This window comes from Paenibacillus phoenicis, from assembly GCF_034718895.1.
Lineage (GTDB): Bacteria > Bacillota > Bacilli > Paenibacillales > Paenibacillaceae > Fontibacillus > Fontibacillus phoenicis.
Window position 1 is genome coordinate 4,137,321 of record NZ_JAYERP010000001.1, and the last position, 17,992, is coordinate 4,155,312.

General features: G+C 51.7%; 12 protein-coding genes and 1 pseudogene. 10 read left to right on the forward strand and 3 right to left on the reverse strand.

The window, feature by feature from the left end; genetic code table 11:
• Positions 1–112: 112 nt before the first annotated feature.
• From U9M73_RS19555 to pgmB, 4 genes are read left to right on the forward strand one after another with little or no spacing between them, the layout of a single operon-like run.
• Positions 113–1,015: a carbohydrate ABC transporter permease gene (locus U9M73_RS19555; protein WP_009223813.1), complete on the forward strand. Its 903-nt coding sequence runs from the start codon at positions 113–115 to the stop codon at positions 1,013–1,015.
• Positions 1,016–1,034: 19 nt separating this feature from the next.
• Positions 1,035–1,865 carry a carbohydrate ABC transporter permease gene (locus tag U9M73_RS19560; RefSeq protein ID WP_009223814.1) on the forward strand — a complete coding sequence of 277 codons (831 nt, stop codon included), beginning with the start codon at positions 1,035–1,037 and terminating at the stop codon, positions 1,863–1,865.
• A 45-nt stretch (positions 1,866–1,910) separates the two neighbouring features.
• Entirely contained in the window at positions 1,911–3,254 is a 1,344-nt protein-coding gene (locus U9M73_RS19565; protein ID WP_009223815.1) for an FAD-dependent oxidoreductase, read from the forward strand.
• 49 nt (positions 3,255–3,303) lie between these two features.
• Positions 3,304–6,276, forward strand: a complete 2,973-nt coding sequence (pgmB, locus tag U9M73_RS19570; protein ID WP_323078674.1) for a beta-phosphoglucomutase — start codon at positions 3,304–3,306, stop codon at positions 6,274–6,276.
• A gap of 255 nt (positions 6,277–6,531) precedes the next feature.
• Here pgmB and udk read toward each other — a convergent pair whose 3' ends face one another.
• Entirely contained in the window at positions 6,532–7,155 is a 624-nt protein-coding gene (gene udk / locus U9M73_RS19575) for a uridine kinase (protein WP_009223817.1), read from the reverse strand.
• Positions 7,156–7,401: 246 nt separating this feature from the next.
• On the opposite strand from udk, the gene U9M73_RS19580 reads away from it, so the two are divergent.
• Both U9M73_RS19580 and U9M73_RS19585 read left to right on the forward strand, forming a co-directional pair.
• On the forward strand, positions 7,402–10,035 hold the full coding sequence (locus tag U9M73_RS19580; RefSeq protein WP_009223818.1) for a calcium-translocating P-type ATPase, PMCA-type: 2,634 nt from the start codon (positions 7,402–7,404) through the stop codon (positions 10,033–10,035).
• Positions 10,036–10,207: 172 nt separating this feature from the next.
• Positions 10,208–11,941: a methyl-accepting chemotaxis protein gene (locus U9M73_RS19585; protein WP_323078676.1), complete on the forward strand. Its 1,734-nt coding sequence runs from the start codon at positions 10,208–10,210 to the stop codon at positions 11,939–11,941.
• 86 nt (positions 11,942–12,027) lie between these two features.
• Here U9M73_RS19585 and U9M73_RS19590 read toward each other — a convergent pair whose 3' ends face one another.
• Positions 12,028–12,780: an SDR family NAD(P)-dependent oxidoreductase gene (locus U9M73_RS19590; protein WP_260070094.1), complete on the reverse strand. Its 753-nt coding sequence runs from the start codon at positions 12,778–12,780 to the stop codon at positions 12,028–12,030.
• A 268-nt stretch (positions 12,781–13,048) separates the two neighbouring features.
• Here U9M73_RS19590 and U9M73_RS19595 point away from each other — a divergent pair, with 268 nt between their 5' ends.
• Positions 13,049–14,329 (forward strand): methyl-accepting chemotaxis protein, encoded by a 1,281-nt coding sequence (locus U9M73_RS19595; protein WP_323078678.1) that lies wholly within the window; start codon positions 13,049–13,051, stop codon positions 14,327–14,329.
• Positions 14,330–14,472: 143 nt separating this feature from the next.
• Here the strand turns inward: U9M73_RS19595 and U9M73_RS19600 are convergent.
• Positions 14,473–15,240 (reverse strand): annotated as a pseudogene (locus tag U9M73_RS19600) (transposase); the annotation flags it as partial.
• 29 nt (positions 15,241–15,269) lie between these two features.
• On the opposite strand from U9M73_RS19600, the gene U9M73_RS19605 reads away from it, so the two are divergent.
• The 3 genes from U9M73_RS19605 (at position 15,270) to U9M73_RS19615 (ending at position 17,745) form a co-directional block, all read left to right on the forward strand.
• A complete protein-coding gene (locus U9M73_RS19605; RefSeq protein ID WP_323079172.1) occupies positions 15,270–16,079 on the forward strand; it encodes a polymorphic toxin-type HINT domain-containing protein in 810 nt (269 codons plus the stop codon).
• 14 nt (positions 16,080–16,093) lie between these two features.
• Positions 16,094–16,912 carry an imm11 family protein gene (locus U9M73_RS19610; protein WP_323078679.1) on the forward strand — a complete coding sequence of 273 codons (819 nt, stop codon included), beginning with the start codon at positions 16,094–16,096 and terminating at the stop codon, positions 16,910–16,912.
• Between the two features lie 272 nt (positions 16,913–17,184).
• Positions 17,185–17,745, forward strand: coding sequence for an OmpL47-type beta-barrel domain-containing protein (locus U9M73_RS19615; RefSeq protein ID WP_323078682.1), 561 nt, complete (start codon positions 17,185–17,187; stop codon positions 17,743–17,745).
• Positions 17,746–17,992 lie beyond the last annotated feature (247 nt).

Consider the following 17,992-nt stretch of genomic DNA (forward strand, 5'->3'; position numbering starts at 1 on the left):
CTCGTAAGTTCTTTGCGAAAGGAATCGGACGGAAAACGTCAAGTCCTGTCCATTCCGAGAGGGGGCGATTTTTCTTAGGATACGGTTATGAGAGAAGGGAGCTGAACCAACCGTGAAAAACGGAATCCGCAAAAACCGTTACAAGGATAATCTGGCGGGATATTTGTTTATTCTGCCGAATTTTTTGGGCGTCTTTATCTTCATCCTGTTTCCTCTATTGATCAGCTTAGCCATGGTGTTCATGGATTGGGACTATTTGCGAGGCTACGCCGGGATCGATTGGGTCGGGTTCGATAATTTTAAACAGTTGTTCCAGGACGAATATTTTTGGCAGTCGCTGAAAAATAACGTCATCTTCACCGGAGTCACCGTACCGGCGGCGATGATCGTCGGGTTGATTGTGGCGGTCTTCCTGAATTCATTCGTCTATATGAAGAATTTCCTGCGAGTGTTGTTTTTCCTTCCGTACGTCAGCAGCATTGTGGCAATTTCCGTCGTATGGAGCGTCATGTACAACCCGTCGGAAGGACCGATTAACCAGTTTCTGCGGGGGCTTGGCCTCCATAACGTCCCGGGGTGGCTGGCCAGCCAGCATTGGGCGTTGCCGGCAATCATCATCATGGTCGCTTGGACTTACACCGGCTATACGATGGTTTTGTACATGGCCGGGATTCAGGGCATCCCTAAAGATTTGTACGAAGCGGCTGAGGTGGATGGGGCCTCCAGAATAAGACAATTTTTCAGCATTACGATCCCGCGGCTAAAACCGACGAGCTTCATGATCGCCATCACCTTGATCATTTCCACGTTCCAGGTTTTTGCTGCCGTATCCGTTATGACCAAGGGCGGGCCGCTGAATTCCACGATGGTGTTGTCCTACTACATCTACATTCAGGCCTTCCAATATTATAAGGTCGGCTACGCGGCAACCGTATCTTGGGCGCTCTTCCTGATCATCTTGCTAATCACGTTGGTGCAATGGAAGGGTCAAAAAAGATGGCAGGACGAGTTCTAAACAGGAGGGGACGAAAGAAATGACATTACAACGCAAGCTCATGAAGTGGGTTTTCACGATCGTGTTTGCCGCGCTGGCGGTCTGCATGATCCTGCCGTTCTTATGGATGACTTCGTCATCGTTTAAGCTGCAATCGGAAATGTTCCAGACGCCGATCGACTGGATTCCAAACACGTTCCATTTCGACAGCTATATCGAAGTGTGGGCCGGGAAATACCCGTTTGCCTTGTATTACTGGAACTCGATTAAAATTACAGCCATGACCGTGCTCGGAACGCTCGTGACCAGCGCTTTGGCCGGCTTTGCCTTCGCCAAGCTGGATTTCCGAGGTAAAGAAGTGATGTTCCTTCTTTACCTGTCGACGATGATCATTCCAACGCAAATTTTGCTCGTACCGCGATTCATTTTGTTTGACAAGCTGCATTTGGTGGACAGCCATTTGGCAATTATTCTGCCCGGCATGTTCTCTGTGCTTGGCACATTTATCATGAGGCAGTTCTTCAGTACCTTGCCGAACGAAATCTTGGAAGCGGCTAAGGTGGACGGCGCCGGTGTCTTCCGTACCTTCTGGCAAGTGTGTCTTCCTCTGACGAAACCGGCATTGGTCTCGTTGCTGATCCTTAGCTTCACCTGGCACTGGAACGAATACGAGGGACCATTGATTTTCCTGCGAACGAACGAGCTGTATACGCTGCCGCTGGCGCTGACGAACTTCGTGGACGAAAATACGACCAATTATACCGCGATCATGGCAGCTTCTGTTTCGGCTCTGCTGCCGCTGATTCTCCTGGTGGCGTTCTTTCAGCGCTGGTTCGTGGAGGGGATCGCCAGCTCGGCGGTCAAAGGCTGATTTAGGGCATATCGAAGCTGAAGCTTCAAGAAAGGGTGGTACTTTATGCATAGTATTTTAGAAGCGGATGTCGTTGTTGTTGGCGGCGGACCGGCGGGAATTAATGCCGCTTTGGCGGCGGGGCGGCAAGGGGCGCGAACCGTATTGGTCGAGCGCTACGGATTTCTTGGCGGCATGTCCACGATCGCGCTCGTCTATCCGTGGATGACGTTCCACACGATGGATGGCAAGCGGGTGATCGGCGGGATTGCTCAGGAGATCGTCGAACGGTTGGCGGCGCGAGGGGCTTCGCCCGGCCATGTCCGCGATACCTGCGGGTTCGTCCATACGGTGACGCCTTATCATCCGGAAGTGTACAAGCTGCTTGCGTTAGAGATGCTGCGGGAAGCCGGGGTCAAGGTGCTTGCCCATAGCTTCATGCACGAAGCGGTGAGCGAGACCGGAATTATTCGGGCGGTTCGTCTGGCGACCAAATCCGGGCCTGTAGAGTTGCGGGCCAAGCAGTTCGTTGATACGACGGGCGACGCCGACTTGGCCTTCTTTGCCGGTGTGCCGGTCCTGCAAGGCCGGGAGTCGGATGGCAAAACCCAGCCAATGACCATGAAATTCCGCATGAAGGGCGTAGATCTGCAGGCCGTTAAGCAGTACATGATCGAGCATCCGGACGAATTTTACCGTAAGACGCCGATTGACGAACTGGAGGAGCTTCCGTTGACGGCGGTGCAAGGCTTTTATAAGCACTGGAAGGAAGCCGGCCTGCCGATCAATCGCGATCAGGTGCTGTTCTTCACCGGTCCAGGCGAAGACGAAATCGTCGTGAACATGGTTCGCGTGCAAGGGCTGGACGGCACCGATGTGGAGCAATTGACCGAAGCGGAGGAGCTTGGGCGTCAGCAGGTCATGATGATCGCCGATTTCATGAAGCGGTGTCTCCCGGGCTTTGCCAAAGCCGAAATCACGCAGGTTGGTACGCAGATCGGCGTTCGGGAGACGCGCCGGGTCGTCGGCCGTTATGCACTGGCAATGGAGGATGTGGTAGAAGGACGCCGTTTCGAGGACGTGATCGCCCGCAGCGGGTATCCGATCGACATTCACGATCCGTCGGGCAAAGCGGTTCAAGCGGCTTGGATCAACGGAGACGGCGCCTACGACATCCCGTACCGCTGCTTGCTTCCAAAGGACATCGACAATCTTCTGATTGCGGGCCGTTGCATCTCTACAACGCATGAAGCGCTGGCTACAACCCGGTTGACGCCAAGCTGCATGGCAACCGGGCAAGCCGCAGGCACGGCCGCCGCAATGGCGGCAGCGCAGGGCATTTCGCCGGCAGAGGTGGATATCCGTTCGCTGCAGGAGACGTTAACCCAAAACGGGGCAATTTTGGTCTAGATCTAAGAGAGCCCGTCTTGGATGCGGGAGAAGGAGGAGAGAGAAACACATGCGGTCAGGACAAGTCATCTATCCATTTGAGCCTTGGACGGTAACGGAATCGTCATTTGATGTAGAGACGAATCAGCGGGATGAAACGGTATTTGCCGTTGGCAACGGTTATATCGGGATTCGCGGCAACTTCGAGGAGGGGTATGACGGCCCTCCGGGAACATCGTTGCACGGCACGTATCTGAACGGGTTTTACGATTCTTCTCCTATCGCCTACCCGAAGGCCCGGCATTATGGACATCCCCAGCTGCACCAGACGATGCTGAACGTGACGGACGGCAAAATTATCGAACTGTACGTGGACGGTGAGAAATTCAGTTTGTTCGCGGAGCGGATCAGCGATTACAGCCGCCGGCTGGACATGCGGAAAGGGACGGTCGTCCGGACGCAAGTGTGGGAAACGACGACGGGCAAACAGCTGCGCATTCGCATCGAGCGCTTTGCTGCCCTTAGCCGCAAGCATTTGGCAGCGATCCGTTATGAAGTGACACCGCTGAATTTCTCGGGAGAGATTCTGCTTGTGTCGGCGGTTGACGGGCGTGTGGCCAATCAGGCGGGGGGAGGTGACCCGCGTGCGGGCTCAGCCTTCAACGGGCAAGTGCTGCAGACGAAGGAATCGTATGAGCATCGGACGTTCTGTGCTTTGCTCCAATCGACGAGCATGACACATTTTGCGGTGCTGTGCGGCATCGAGCATGCTCTCAACCATGCTTACGAACTGGAAACGGTCGCGTTGGAGCAACGAGTCGAGAAGCGCTTCCATGTACAGGCCGAGGAGAACGGCACCGTCGTCCTGGATAAATTCATAACTTACTTTACCTCCAAGGATGATCCGGAGGAGAAGCTGCTGCAGCTGGCCACGGATGAGCTGGAGGCTGCCATGACGATGGGATATGCCGAGTTGGCCGCCTCGCAACAAGCCTTCTTGGATGAGTATTGGAAGACCGCAGACATCCTGGTGCAGGGGGACGCCGAGCTGCAGCAGGCGCTGCGCTTCAACGCTTACCATCTGCTGCAATCCGTTGGACGGGACGGCCGGACCAACATCGGGGCGAAAGGCATCACAGGCGAAGGCTACGACGGTCACTATTTCTGGGATACGGAAACCTATATGCTCCCGTATTTCCTGTACATTCAACCGGAGATTGCCAAGCAGCTGCTAAAATACCGGCATTACATTCTCCCTAAGGCCAAAGAACGGGCCCGGGAAATGGGCGAACAAGGTGCCCTTTACGCCTGGCGGACGATCGGCGGGGAGGAGACCTCGGCATACCCGTCCGCCAGCACGGCTCAAATCCATATCAATGCGGACATTTGCTATGCGTTGAAGAAGTACGTGGAAGTGACGGGAGACAAACCCTTCTTATATGAGGAAGGGGCGGAAATCTTATTTGAAACGTCGCGTTACTTTGCTGGGGCGGGGGCGTGGATCGAAGGCCGCGGCTTCTGCTTTACCGGCGTAACCGGGCCGGATGAATATACAACGGTCATCGATAACAATACCTATACGAATCTGATGATCAAGGATCAGCTCGAATTTGCGGTGCGAGTTGCGACGGCATTGCGGGAGGAACGTCCGGAGCGCTGGGCGGAGCTGGTTGCTACCATGGGGATCAGTGAGGAAGAAGTGAACCGGTGGAACGAAGCGGCGGCCGGCATCTACATCCATCGCCAGAACGGGTTGATCGGGCAGGACGATTCCTTCCTGAATAAGCCGGTGTGGGACTTTGCAGCAACGCCAAAAGAGCACTACCCGCTGATGATGCACTATCATAGCTTGCGGATCAACCGCCACCAAGTCCTGAAGCAAGCAGACTTGGTTATGGCGATGTATACCCAAAGCCAGCGGTTTACGATGTGGGAGAAGCAGCGGAACTATAACTATTATGAGCCGCTGACAACGCATGACTCCTCCTTGTCCACCTGTATCCACGGGATCATTGGCGCGGAGCTCGGCTATATGGACAAAGCTTATGACTTCTTCCAGCAAACGGCTCGCGTCGATCTGGACGATTATCATCTTAACGTCAAGGACGGGATCCATACCGCTTCGATGGCTGGCAGCCGGCTGATGATCGTCGACGGCTTCGCCGGGATGCGGCAGGTGGAGGGGGAGCTGCATTTTGCACCAAACATCCCTGATCAATGGACGAGCTATGCGTTTAACTTGCGGGTGGCAGGCAGCATGTTGTCCGTTCAGGTGACGAAGGACAAAACCATCTACAGGCTGGTTGAAGGCAGCCCGCTGACGATCTGCCATTTGGGCAAGCGAGTTGAGATCGACGGCGAAGTTGCGCTGCCCAACCGGGAGCTGGAGGCGGTGATCTTCGATTTGGACGGAGTTCTGACCGATACGGCTGAATTTCATTACGAGGCATGGCTGGAATTGGCCAATGAACTGGGGATTCCATTTGATAAGGAGTACAATGAAAACCTGAAGGGCGTTGACCGCCGAACCTCGCTCGAATTTCTACTGAAACGTTCGGACCGCATCTATTCGGAAGCCGATAAAGAGCGATTCATGCAGCGCAAGAACGAGCGATACCAGGAGCTGATCCGCCGCATCCGTCCAGAGCATCTGCTCCCGGGGATCAAGGAACTGCTGGAGGAGCTGAAGGCTCGCGGCATCCGAATGGCCGTCGCATCGGCAAGCCGCAACGCCCCGGCTATTCTGCAATCGCTGGGCATTACCGGCTACTTCGACGAGATCGTAGATGCCGGCATTCTGGAACGGGGCAAACCCGATCCGGAAATCTTCCTGCGCGCAGCCGAGGCGCTGGGCGTTCCGCCGAGAAATTGTCTCGGCATCGAGGATGCATACTCCGGCATCGCCGCGATCCGGGATGCCAATATGGTAGCCATCGGCATTGGCGACCCCGGGAATCTGGGCAATGCCCACCGAGTGCTCGAATCCACAGGGCTGCTCAACTTCGAACTATTATCCGATACGTATCATTCCATCACTCATTAACGAAAACCGGCATCCTCCTCGGGTGCCGGTTTTTTGTATAAACCCCGCCATGCTGCGGAATCTTAAAGGAAAATGATTGAAATCGAGGGGATGTTTGTGAAGCGTTCCGAAAAAAAGCTGGACCGGGGACAGGCGACCCTGGATCTAGCTTCAAACGGGGCAACGGCAGAGCAACAATACAGAGAATGAGTTTAGCATCATGGGGCCGAAGCTTGGATTTGTGCTTTAGACAAGCGGTGATCCGCGCCGTCCCCTCTAGGATTTGAACCCGCCGGACAGGTGTTTCTCCGTCAGAATGGCCAGCATTTGGATGCCAACTTCGTTATGCCCGCCTTCGGGGATAATGAGGTCGGCATATTTTTTTGACGGCTCAATAAATGCTTCATGCATCGGCTTCACCGTTGCCAGGTACTGCTGGTGGATGGAATGGATCGAGCGGCCGCGTTCTTCCATGTCGCGCAGTACGCGCCGAAGGATGCGCACGTCGGAGTCGGTGTCCACGAACACCTTGATGTCGAGCATCTCCCGCAGCTTCTCGTCATACAGGACGAAGAGTCCCTCGACGATAATGATGTTATTGGGCAACAGCTTGATCGTCTTATCAGAACGGGTATGCTTCGTAAAATCGTACACCGGAGCATAGGCGGCTTGTCCGTTCTTGAGCTGGTTCAGATGCTCCACCAACAGCTCGTTATCGAAGGCGAAGGGATGGTCGTAGTTCGTCTTTTCCCGTTCGGCCATGCTGAGGTGCGATTGGTCTTTATAGTAGTTGTCTTGCGAAATAAACGTAACTTTATCGGTGTCCAGCTGGCCGATAACCGAGCGGGCCACCGTCGTTTTCCCGGACCCGGTGCCGCCGGCGATACCTATAATTAACATGAAATGAAATACCCTCCTAGAATGACATCCCTCTAAACGTTCCCGTTTAACATCTCAGTATTGTAGCATAGCCCGGGCATTTTTTCATCTTCATGCAGCTTGCTCAGGGTCCTTCATATTATGGCAATTTTGTGGCGGGATATCGATGTGTACTGTTGCTTATTTTTTCTCATAATTTCCTGTGGATTCGGTTTACAATAATGGTAAGTTCATGTCTATCAAATTCAAGTAAAGAGGTGCTGCTGCATGTGGCATACAAAAACCCGGGAGGCCGTCCTGCAAGAGCTGCAGGTGGATCCCGCTGCCGGACTGTCTTCGGAAGAAGCCGGGAAGCGCCTGTCTAAGTACGGGCCAAATCAGATTAAAGGCAAGCCGAAGCCGGGCTTATGGTCGCTCTTCTTCGCTCAGTTGAGGGATATGCTGATTTATGTGCTGCTGGCTGCCGCCATCGTTACGCTGATTGTCGGAGAATACATGGATGCCATCATCATCTTGGCTGTTGTCCTGTTGAACGCGATCATCGGAGTCATTCAGGAACAGAAAGCGGAGAAAGCGATTGAGGCGCTGCAGCAAATGACCACCCCCAAAACGCTGGTAAGGCGTGACGGCAATGTGAAGGAGATCGATTCCGGGGAAATCGTTCCAGGCGATATCGTGATCCTGGATGCCGGACGATTCGTCCCAGCCGACCTGAGGCTGCTTGACAGCGCCAACCTGCAAATTGAGGAATCCGCGCTGACCGGCGAGTCTGTACCGTCGGATAAAAATGCGGAGGATGTGCATCAAGAAGCGCAAACGCCCATCGGGGACCAGAGCAACATGGCGTTTATGTCTACGCTCGTAACGTATGGCCGCGGCGAAGGGGTTGTCGTCGGGACGGCGATGAATACGGAGATGGGCAAAATCGCCAAAATTTTGGACGAAGATACGCAGGACTTGACTCCGCTGCAGAAAAAGCTCGAAGAGCTCGGCAAAATGCTTGGCTACATCGCCATTGGCATCTGCGTCGTGATCTTCGTGATCGGCCTCATCCAGGGACGGGATCTGTTCGAGCTGTTCCTGACGGCGATCAGCCTGGCGGTCGCAGCGATTCCAGAAGGGCTGCCAGCGATCGTAGCGATTGTACTCGCGCTTGGCGTTACCCGCATGTCCCGCGTCAACGCTATCGTCAAGAAGCTGCCGGCCGTTGAAACGCTGGGTTCGGTGAACATCATCTGCTCGGACAAAACCGGAACCCTAACCCAGAATAAAATGACGGTCGTCAAGCATTTTACCGCGGAGCCCTTGGGCGACGAGGCGCCGATCGAAATGATCAAGACGTTCGTGTTGTGTTCCGATGCCACTTACGAGAACGGCCAAGGGACCGGCGACCCGACGGAGATTGCCTTAGTCGCTTTCGGCGAACAGCACGGACTTTCGAAGAAATCGCTGGAGGCCGAATACAAACGGATCTCCGAGAAGCCGTTTGATTCGGACCGCAAGCTGATGTCCACGCTTAACCAGACGCGGGAGGGCTATCGCGTCCATACGAAAGGGGCAATTGACCAGCTGCTGCGGATTTCGAACAGCGCCGTGGTGAACGGGGAGGTCGTGCCGCTGACGGAGGAGCTGAAGCAACGCTTCATTGCAGCCGCCGAAGCGATGTCGGACGACGCGCTCCGGGTGCTGGGCGCTGCCTATAAGGATACGGACCGCATTCTGCCGCCGGAGGAAATGGAGCAGGATCTGACGATCCTTGGTTTCGTTGGCATGATCGATCCGCCGCGGTCCGAAGTGAAGGATTCGATCCGCGAGGCGAAAGCGGCGGGCATCACTCCGGTGATGATCACGGGCGACCATCGCAACACCGCTGTGGCCATCGCCAAAGAGCTGGAGATTGCCAGCTCCCTCGAGCAGAGCATGACCGGGGCGGAAATCGACGAGCTGTCGGAAGAGGCGTTTGCTGAGAAAATCAACGGCATCCGCGTATTTGCCCGCGTCTCGCCCGAGCATAAGGTGAAGATCGTCAAGGCCTTTAAGGCGAAGGGCAACATCGTCTCGATGACTGGGGATGGCGTCAACGACGCCCCTTCGCTGAAGACGGCGGACATCGGCGTGGCCATGGGGATTACCGGCACCGATGTGTCGAAGGGCGCCAGCGACATGATTCTGACCGACGATAATTTTACCACGATCGTCCAGGCGATTCGGGAAGGGCGGAACATCTACGCGAATATTCGCAAGACGGTGACGTTTCTACTGGCCTGCAATTTCGGGGAGATCGTGGCAATACTCGCTTCGATTCTGTTCTTCTGGCCGTTGCCGCTCCTAGCGACCCAGATCCTCTGGATCAATCTGGTCACCGATACGTTACCGGCGATTGCGCTGGGCGTTGATCCTGGCGAGAAGGACGTGATGAAGCGCAAGCCGCGCGATCCGAAGGAGAGCTTCTTTGCCGGGGGCGCGGCGTGGCAGGCGGTGCTTGGCGGGCTCTTGATCGGGTCGCTGACCTTGCTTGCATTTTACATAGGACTTCGCGAGCATGGGTATGGTTTGCGCTCCTTCGGCATTCCTGAGGATGTGATAACTTACGCGCGAACGATGGCCTTCGTCGTGCTGGCAGCGTCACAGTTGTTCTACGCTTTCTCGAAGCGTAGTGCGACCAAGTCGATCTTTACGATTGGTCTGTTCTCCAACCTGTTGCTCGTCGGAGCGGTTATCGCCGGATTGCTGCTGCAGTTCCTGTCGATCTCGATTCCGTTCCTGGCCGCAGCGTTTAAGGTGCAATATCTCAGCTTATCCGATTGGGGGCTCGTGATCCTATTGGCGTTAATCCCGCTGCTCTTGAATGAGATCATTAAGATCTTTATGCGGGCAGGTAAGGCGAGAGAGACCGCATAAATCTTCGGCTAAGTCTTAGATATGAGAATTTTGATAGAACAGAGGAGAATTTTGAATTCCCCTCCTGCCACGGTTTGATAGATGATACAAGTGAATAGACAAGAAGAACATAGGCCGCAGATGATTTGTCTGGCGGCCCTTGTTCGTTAGATCCAACCAAGGGGGGACAAAGATGGAGAATCAGGGGAAATCCTATGGAAAAGGAGCTAGAGGGCACGCGTTTTCGCTCGGCCGGAAGCTGACGGCGGCTTTTATCACGGTATCGCTGCTGGTGGGGGTCATTGCTGGAGTGGCCTACGTGTTCTTGAACCGGATGGATCAGAACTATTCCGAGCTGCTTGAGCAAAATACGGCGGCACGGGATCAAGCGGCCAAGCTGGAGATGGAGACGCAGCGTCAGAACAGTCTCTTGTTTAGTTATATCGTGGAGCCTTCGTCCGAGAAGGAACAGCTATTGACGGGAGCCAATGATGAATTGAATAGGATCATCGGCCAAATCGTAAGCGCTTCCGAAGGTGAAGAGCAGGGGGCGGTTGCTTCCTCGTTATCGGAATCCAATGCGACGTTTGCTCGCTTGCTGACGAAGGTTCGCGATTACGTACAATCGGGAAAGCCGGATTTGGCGAAAGCGGAAGCGTTGATGTGGGCGATTCCGACATCGGATACGATGATTCAAGGGGCGAGTGAATTGCGGACGCTGCAGGAGAGCGCGCTTCAGGGGAAATTGGCCGAGTTCAAGAAAGAATCGGCGATCACTTTGTGGATTTTAGTGATATGCGGGGCCATCGCGATCCTCTTCGCCGTCTTGACCGGTGTCCTGTTGTCCCGGCAAATCGTCAAACCGATGCGAGTGATGGTGAAGGGGGCCCGCGAGCTGGCAGACGGCGATTTAACCCTTGCAGAGATCGCTGTGAGAAACCGCGATGAGATTGGGGAATTGGCGGCTGCGTTTAACCATATGAGACGAAGCTGGCAGGAGATGATCCGCAATCTGGGGCGGCATGCCGGACGCGTTGCAACATCGGCGGATCAGCTGCGGCACCAGTCGGAGCAGTTCCGTGCCTCCTCCGGGGAAATTTCGGACATCATGGGCCAAATTTCGTCCGGAAGCGAGGAGCAGGTGCAAAGTGTCGAGCTGGGCGTGGCCCAAGTGACGATGATGGCTGCCGGAGCCCGGGAGATGGCAGGCCTCGCGGATGACGCCCGCCAGGAATCGGAGGCGGCGGTGCAAGAAACGCGGGCCGGCGAGGACATCGTCGCGTCAGCAGCGGCGCAGATGGCGTCGATCCAGCGGCAGATGGACGAGCTGCGCGCCTTCATCGAGCGGCTGGGCGTTCGCTCCGGCCAAATTGCGGAGGCTGCTGAGCTGATTGCCGGGATCGCCAAGCAGACGCAGATGCTGTCGCTGAACGCCTCCATCGAGGCGGCGCGGGCCGGGGAAGCCGGTAAAGGGTTCGCCGTGGTCGCCGGCGAGGTGCGCAAGCTGTCGGCGGAGACCGGGGCGGCGGCTGCAGGTGTAGCCGAGATGCTCGAAGGCGTGCGCAGCGAGATGGAGCTTGTGATTGAGGCGGGGCAAGCTGGTTCGCAGGAGGTCGCGGCCGGTATTGCCACAGTTCAGCAGGCCGGCGAGGTGTTCACGAGCATCCGTCAGGCGGTCGAGCAGGTGGCCGGCCGAATCAGCCGGGTGACCGGGCAGGCCGAGCAATTGTACTCCCAATCGGATGCTGTGGTTCAGGCGATCGCCACGATCGATCGGGTTGCGCAGCAGACCGCCAGCGGCTCCCGCGAGGTCTACGCGCACACCGAGGAGCAATACGCCGGCGTTGAAGAAATGATGGCTTCGATGGAGGGGCTCAGTCAGTTGTCTGAGGAATTGCAGGCGATGATCGGCAAGTTTAAAGTGTAAGCAGCGATATACGTACGGAGAGTGGGACACCGCCGTATCTAGGGGAAATGAAAGACATCCCGCGGCCTACCGCGGGATGTTAATGGTTAGATCGTATAGCTCACCGCTTCGATCGTCTCTGCCTTGGCGACGGCTTCCTCCAGCGTCAGGCCGGTGAAGCTTTGCGCGGGGAAATAACGCCCGCTCTTCTGGTCGTCAACAAAAGCGCCCACCACGATGCCCGGAAGTACGCTTTCCACCGAATTCGGGGCATGCGGGCCGCCCAGATCGGTCCGGCACCAGCCCGGATCGCTTAAATTAATCATCACGTCCGTGCCTTCGAGACGGGAGGCGAGATCTTTGGTGAACTTGTCGAGCGCGGCTTTGCTTGCGGCGTAGCCGGCTTGCTCCGGTTCGTTTTTGATCCCGCTGGTTGTGTTGATGACCCGGCCGAAACCGCGTTCGATCATCTTGGGAATCAATCGGTTGCAGATCGTGACGATGGAGATGAAATTAATTTGGAAGCTCTGCTCGAAATCGGAGACTGGAGTCTGCCAATAATCGGTCCGGTAAGCGATTTGAACGGCGGCGTTATTAAATACGATGTCAACCGGCGTGCCTTTGGCTTCGATTTCATCCAGCATGGCGACAACTTCCTGTTGGTTTGACAGCTCAGCTTGTACAGAGTAGACCTGGACGCCCGATGCCCGGACTTCCTGCTCCAATTGCCGGGTATGCTCCAGCTCGCGGCTATGCAGAATCAAGTTGCAGCCTTGCTCGGCCATAAACTTCGCGATTTGATACCCTATCCCGCGGCTTGCTCCGGTAATGAGCGCCCATTTGCCTTTCACATCAACCATTCGGATCCCCTCCTGTGTGCTAAAAGATGCTCGGCTGATTTCCTAACCTATTTATTTTACTAGACTTGTAAGCGGTTTACTACCATTTAACATGAATTTGACTATGGTCAATTTGGACTATATATTGGACTATATAACGAAAATCACATGCAAGATTTGGAACTCAATGCCTATCTCGAGAATGGGAGGAGATACCTGGAGCGGATAAAAAAATGTGCCAGAGGATTTTGATTTTTACCATACTACGAATAAACCAGGTGATACTAAGATGAATCGAATTCGCAATATTTCTATCCGGACCCGAATCATGGTGCTTGTCTTCTTGGCCATGTTCGTCTCCAACACCGCTCTTATTGTAACCTTATCCTATAGCCAGAGTAATGATTTCTTTAAACTGATTACCCCCTCTTTGGTATTAAAGGCATTGATCATTTTTCTTATTTTCCAAGTGGTGTCTGCGTTTATCTCCGAAGCTTTTCTAGTTCGTCCGCTCAAAGAAGGCGCGAAGCTCGCTAATTCCATGGCCGAAAATGATTTATCCACCAAAATACATACGTTTCAGCAAGGGGAAGCCGGGCAAATGATCCGCTCGATTCAGAAGGCCAGAGATAACCTGAAGCATTTGATCGCATCCATCCAATCCTCCTCCGAACGAGTGACGCTGTCTTCGGAAGAGTTAAACCGCATCATTGAGCAGGCGAATGGGCAGGTGCACGAAATTAACGAAGGCATCAAGCATTTGTTATCCGTATTTACCCAAAATGCAGAAAGCATGAAGCAAACGGCGGTTGCGATCTCCGAAATTACGAACCATTCGCAGACGACGGCAGAACTGACAAGCCGCATTGCGGAGCAAGCCCAATCGGTTATGCATTCCGCCGAAGGCGGGAAGCGTTCGGTGGAATCGATCGTGGAGGCGATTAACGAGCTCGCAGCGAATACGAAGCACGTTAACAGCGAGGTGCTTGGGCTTGAGGAACAAAGCCAGAAAATTACCGAGGTTATCAGCATCATTAAACAAATTTCCGAACAGACCCACCTGTTAGCCCTTAACGCGGCGATTGAAGCGGCCCGGGCCGGGGAAGAGGGAAGAGGGTTCGCAGTGGTAGCCGGACAAATCCGGAAATTAGCCGAGGATACGAACCGCTCCCTTCAGGAAATCAGCAGCTTAGTCGAAGATATGACGGTTCGCACTGGCAGCGTTGTGTCTGCGGTTGCCCAAACGGAAGAGAAGGTTCAGCAGGGTGTAACGCAATCGGAAAACGTGAAGCTCAATATCGAGCAAATCATCGACAATGTAGAGAACACCTTCGCCATGTTGAACGATATTTCCGATGGGGTCACCACGCAAGCAGCTGCGCTGGAGGAAATGACCGCAACGCTGGAGGATGTGAACACCACGATCGAGTCTGGCCTGCAAGTGTCCGGCGATATCCAAGATCAGCTTGGTACGCAGGAACGGATCTTCGGTGATATCGAGAAGACCTCCTGTAAGTTGGTAGAACTGTCCGAGAATATGAACGATTTGACGAAAGTGTTCAAACTATAAGAAATTAATAAAGTTTTTGATGAAAAAGAGCGTCTAATATAAGAGCCCTGCAAAACACCCTCATTTTGGGTTGAGGGCATAAGACGCTGGGGCTTCCGACTAAAATGTGGCGTAAAACAAATAAATGCAGTCCGTTTTCTCCTTTAAGAGGCGGGCTGCATTTGTTCTTTCAGCTTTACCATTCGCTTCACATTTACCACGAAAGCGGTAAGTACGGCTTGTATTCGCATGCGAAATAGACCACGGTATTTGGCCTTGGTCATCCCATGAAATCTTTTCAGTTCGGCATTCTTATGTTCAATGATCGGTCGGCGGCGAATGCGTTCTTTAAACGTATCACTGTTCTCAAATTCGATTTGTTCCTTGAAGTGCTCTGCCACGATCCGAATGGAATAGGTCTTGCTTTTCGCTCCCGGTTTCAAGCAACCTTCTCTAAGCGGGCAAGTCTTGCACCTCTCCGTATCGAAGTAAAAGACAAGTGAACGGCTTTCGCCACTTTTCTTGCTTCCTTGTACAGCTTTACGAATACTGTGCTCACCTGCCGGGCAAATCACGAAATCCGCATCCTTGTTGTATTCAAAGCCCTCTTGCCTTAGGCCCCCGTTATGTACAACTGGATTTAGTGGGACAACAGGCCGGATCTCTTTGGATTTCATCTCGGCTCAGTTATCTTTACCTGAATACGCGGTATCGACAATGACTTCATCGACTTCAATTCCGGTTGCTAGCGATTGGTTCAAGAGCTCTTTGAATTGCTTTCCGTCCTCCGAGCTTCCTCCGGTAACGGTTACGGCAGTGATCATTTCCTCTTCGGTCATGGCAATGTGTTCTTTATAGCCGAAAAAGGACTTCGTAGTGCTCTTCCAACCGAAACGCGCATCGGGGTCAATAGCCGACAAAATGCCTTTTTGGAACCAGTATTACAACTAAAGTTAAGCCGATTGAACAGGTAAGGGTTGGCGATCTGGTTCTTGCCAAGGATACAGAAACGGGAATCCAAGCTTACCAACCAGTTGAGAAACTCTTCAACAGCGAGTCTGAGGAAATATTTATTATAAAAATCGGCGATACACAGATTGATACTACTGGGAATCATCCTTTCTGGGTAAAAGGAAAAGGCTGGGTGCCAGCAGAGGATCTGCAACCGGGCGATCAATTGGAAACTGAGGACGGGGGACTTGTTTCGGTCGATGCCTTAAAGGTAAATTATAAAGACACGAAAGTTTATAACTTTACTGTAAGTGGTTTCCATACTTACTATATATCCGATTTGGGCATACTAACGCACAATCTTTTAGAAGTTTGCGAGATTCAAAATTATGCTAAAGTAAGCCCGAAAAGATTAACGACTAGAACCAGTGGTGGATCTTCCGCAATACTAGAGGCAGAAATTAAAAAGGCAACGGGGATGGACAAGCCAAACGGTTGGGCTAGTCATCATATTGTACCTCATGGAGCGACGAATAGTTTTGCCAGAGACTTGCAGAGTATTTTGAAGAAACATGACATTGACCTAAACTCCTCTGCTAACGGTGTTTACTTACCTAGGGAAAGGGGAGTTTCAACTACGGTAATAGATGGGCAGACAATGACAACCCATAATGGTGGTCATGCAATTAGTTACTATGAGTTTGTTTGGCGGAGAATTGACCCAGTACGAAATGATAAGGATAAAGTTCTCAAAGAAATAAATTATATTCGTGAGGAACTACTTAATGGTAGGTTGAAATTGGGGAATTTAAACAATTGAAAAGGTGGCTTAAAATGCGGGTTTATGAATGGAATTATAATTATAGCAAATCAATGGTGATCACTTCTGATAACGACGAGAACCATCCGATTACAGATAGTTTTGATGGAGAACCAAAACTCGATTTATGGACTCCAATAAAAGTGAGAACTGTAAGTAAGAAAAGTTACAGGGATTTTCCAGTTTATTTAAGCTCAAAACCTGTAATTTCTGCTCGTGTCAAAGAAGTCATCGAACCTTTTGTAAAAGATGAAGTTGAGTTTTTACCATTGTTACATGATGAGTTGGATTTATACATGATCAATGTGACGAAGGTATTGGACTGCGTCGATTGGAAGCGATCTGATATTAGAACATATGAAGACGGATCTTTAGCAGGATTCAATAAGTTAGTATTTGATTTTACAAAAATACCTGCAGAGACGTATATTTTTAAATTTGTTGAGCGAGCTTCTACGCTAGTATATGTCACCGAAGCCTTCAAAGACTTAATAGAAAGTCATAAGTTCAAAGGCCTGGACTTTTCTGTCGTATTCGATTCGGAATTCACCGAGGAGAAGGAGCAGGAACAGAAGCGGAATTATGAGTTGGCTCTAGAAGAAATTGAACGCAAAAAAGGAGTGGAATTCTCATACGAAGAAGCCAGAGAGCGAGTTGATAAAGGACAGGCTGTTGCTAGTGGAAAATGGAAAATGCAGCTAGATGAGAAAGGGCGATTTTGGCTTGGTGAGTTGACTTTAGATTTGACTTACCAATGGATCATGCCTATCTATACTCCTCCTATATTGCTTAGTTATTTATGGCATGAAGTAGAGAAGTCCGAGATTAAATAATTTTATGTGGAGGATTTCTATGAAACGATATTTGAGCATTTCTATATGTTTTGCACTATTTTTGTCCATCTTCTCCCCATGTACGGGGGGGATGGACGATAGCAACAGCAACAGCATCAGATTCTCCAATTACGACCCATTCACTAATTGGGAATCGACATGTAAGTGGCATATATTATGGGAATAATGGCCAGAGTTGGTTAACTTATACAACCCCAGTTATTTCCTCGGAGAAAAGGGTTTATCACGTTCTTTATCAATCGATCGATAATATGGGTAACATCGAAGATCCTAAAGAAGTTAATTTTACGATTAAGCAGGATTATTTTCCACCTGAGACGAGCGTTGAAGTGATAGGTACAAAGGGCGAGAACTCTTATTACATTAGCCCGGTGACTATCGGTTTGAATGCAGTTGACGAGCACTCCGCGATTGACTATTCGGAGTACAGTCTTGATGGAGGACAGACATGGAATCGCTATGTTCAACCCTTTCCGATAAATGATCAAGATAAGACAATCATTTATTATCGTTCTAGAGATATTGACGGTAATATTGAAAAAACGCAGAAATACAAGGTTAATATAGATTTGCTTCCGCCTTCAGCTCCTGAATTCGCAATAAGTCCGGAACTTTGGAGCAATTCTAGTTTTGTAGTAACTATTTTTGATGGGGTTGATGATCAAAGTGGTACATGGAAATCACAGTATCGGATTGAAGGTTCGGAAACCTGGCTGGACTATACAGTGTCAGTTACGGTTAGCGGTAGTAGCTTCAAGAAAATCTATGTTAGAACGGTTGATTTAAAAAGACTATACTGTATGGACTGTTAGAGCGGTTGATGAGGAGGGGAACTTTTCGGATCAAAGTATCCCGGCTTCATTGTAAATGAATTACATTAGTTGAAATTGAAATAGTTAATCAGAAAATTGTGTAGTAAAACTGGGTTGTATTCATATCATTTTGAAGAACGCTTGTATTTACAGGCGTTCTTTCTTTTATAAAAATGGTAAAAAAGTATTCAGTTAGTCATCGATTCTAGTTAGGGAGAGTGATACTGTAAATGGAGGATTCGACTTC

Bases quoted from the DNA above. Each gene is read 5' to 3' on its own strand.
- U9M73_RS19560 (WP_009223814.1), top strand. From the start codon at position 1,035: ATGACATTACAACGCAAGCTCATGAAGTGGGTTTTCACGATCGTGTTT.
- U9M73_RS19565 (WP_009223815.1), top strand. From the start codon at position 1,911: ATGCATAGTATTTTAGAAGCGGATGTCGTTGTTGTTGGCGGCGGACCG.
- pgmB (WP_323078674.1), top strand. From the start codon at position 3,304: ATGCGGTCAGGACAAGTCATCTATCCATTTGAGCCTTGGACGGTAACG.
- udk (WP_009223817.1), bottom strand. From the start codon at position 7,155: ATGTTAATTATAGGTATCGCCGGCGGCACCGGGTCCGGGAAAACGACG.
- U9M73_RS19580 (WP_009223818.1), top strand. From the start codon at position 7,402: ATGTGGCATACAAAAACCCGGGAGGCCGTCCTGCAAGAGCTGCAGGTG.
- U9M73_RS19585 (WP_323078676.1), top strand. From the start codon at position 10,208: ATGGAGAATCAGGGGAAATCCTATGGAAAAGGAGCTAGAGGGCACGCG.
- U9M73_RS19590 (WP_260070094.1), bottom strand. From the start codon at position 12,780: ATGGTTGATGTGAAAGGCAAATGGGCGCTCATTACCGGAGCAAGCCGC.
- U9M73_RS19595 (WP_323078678.1), top strand. From the start codon at position 13,049: ATGAATCGAATTCGCAATATTTCTATCCGGACCCGAATCATGGTGCTT.
- U9M73_RS19610 (WP_323078679.1), top strand. From the start codon at position 16,094: ATGCGGGTTTATGAATGGAATTATAATTATAGCAAATCAATGGTGATC.
- U9M73_RS19615 (WP_323078682.1), top strand. From the start codon at position 17,185: ATGGGTAACATCGAAGATCCTAAAGAAGTTAATTTTACGATTAAGCAG.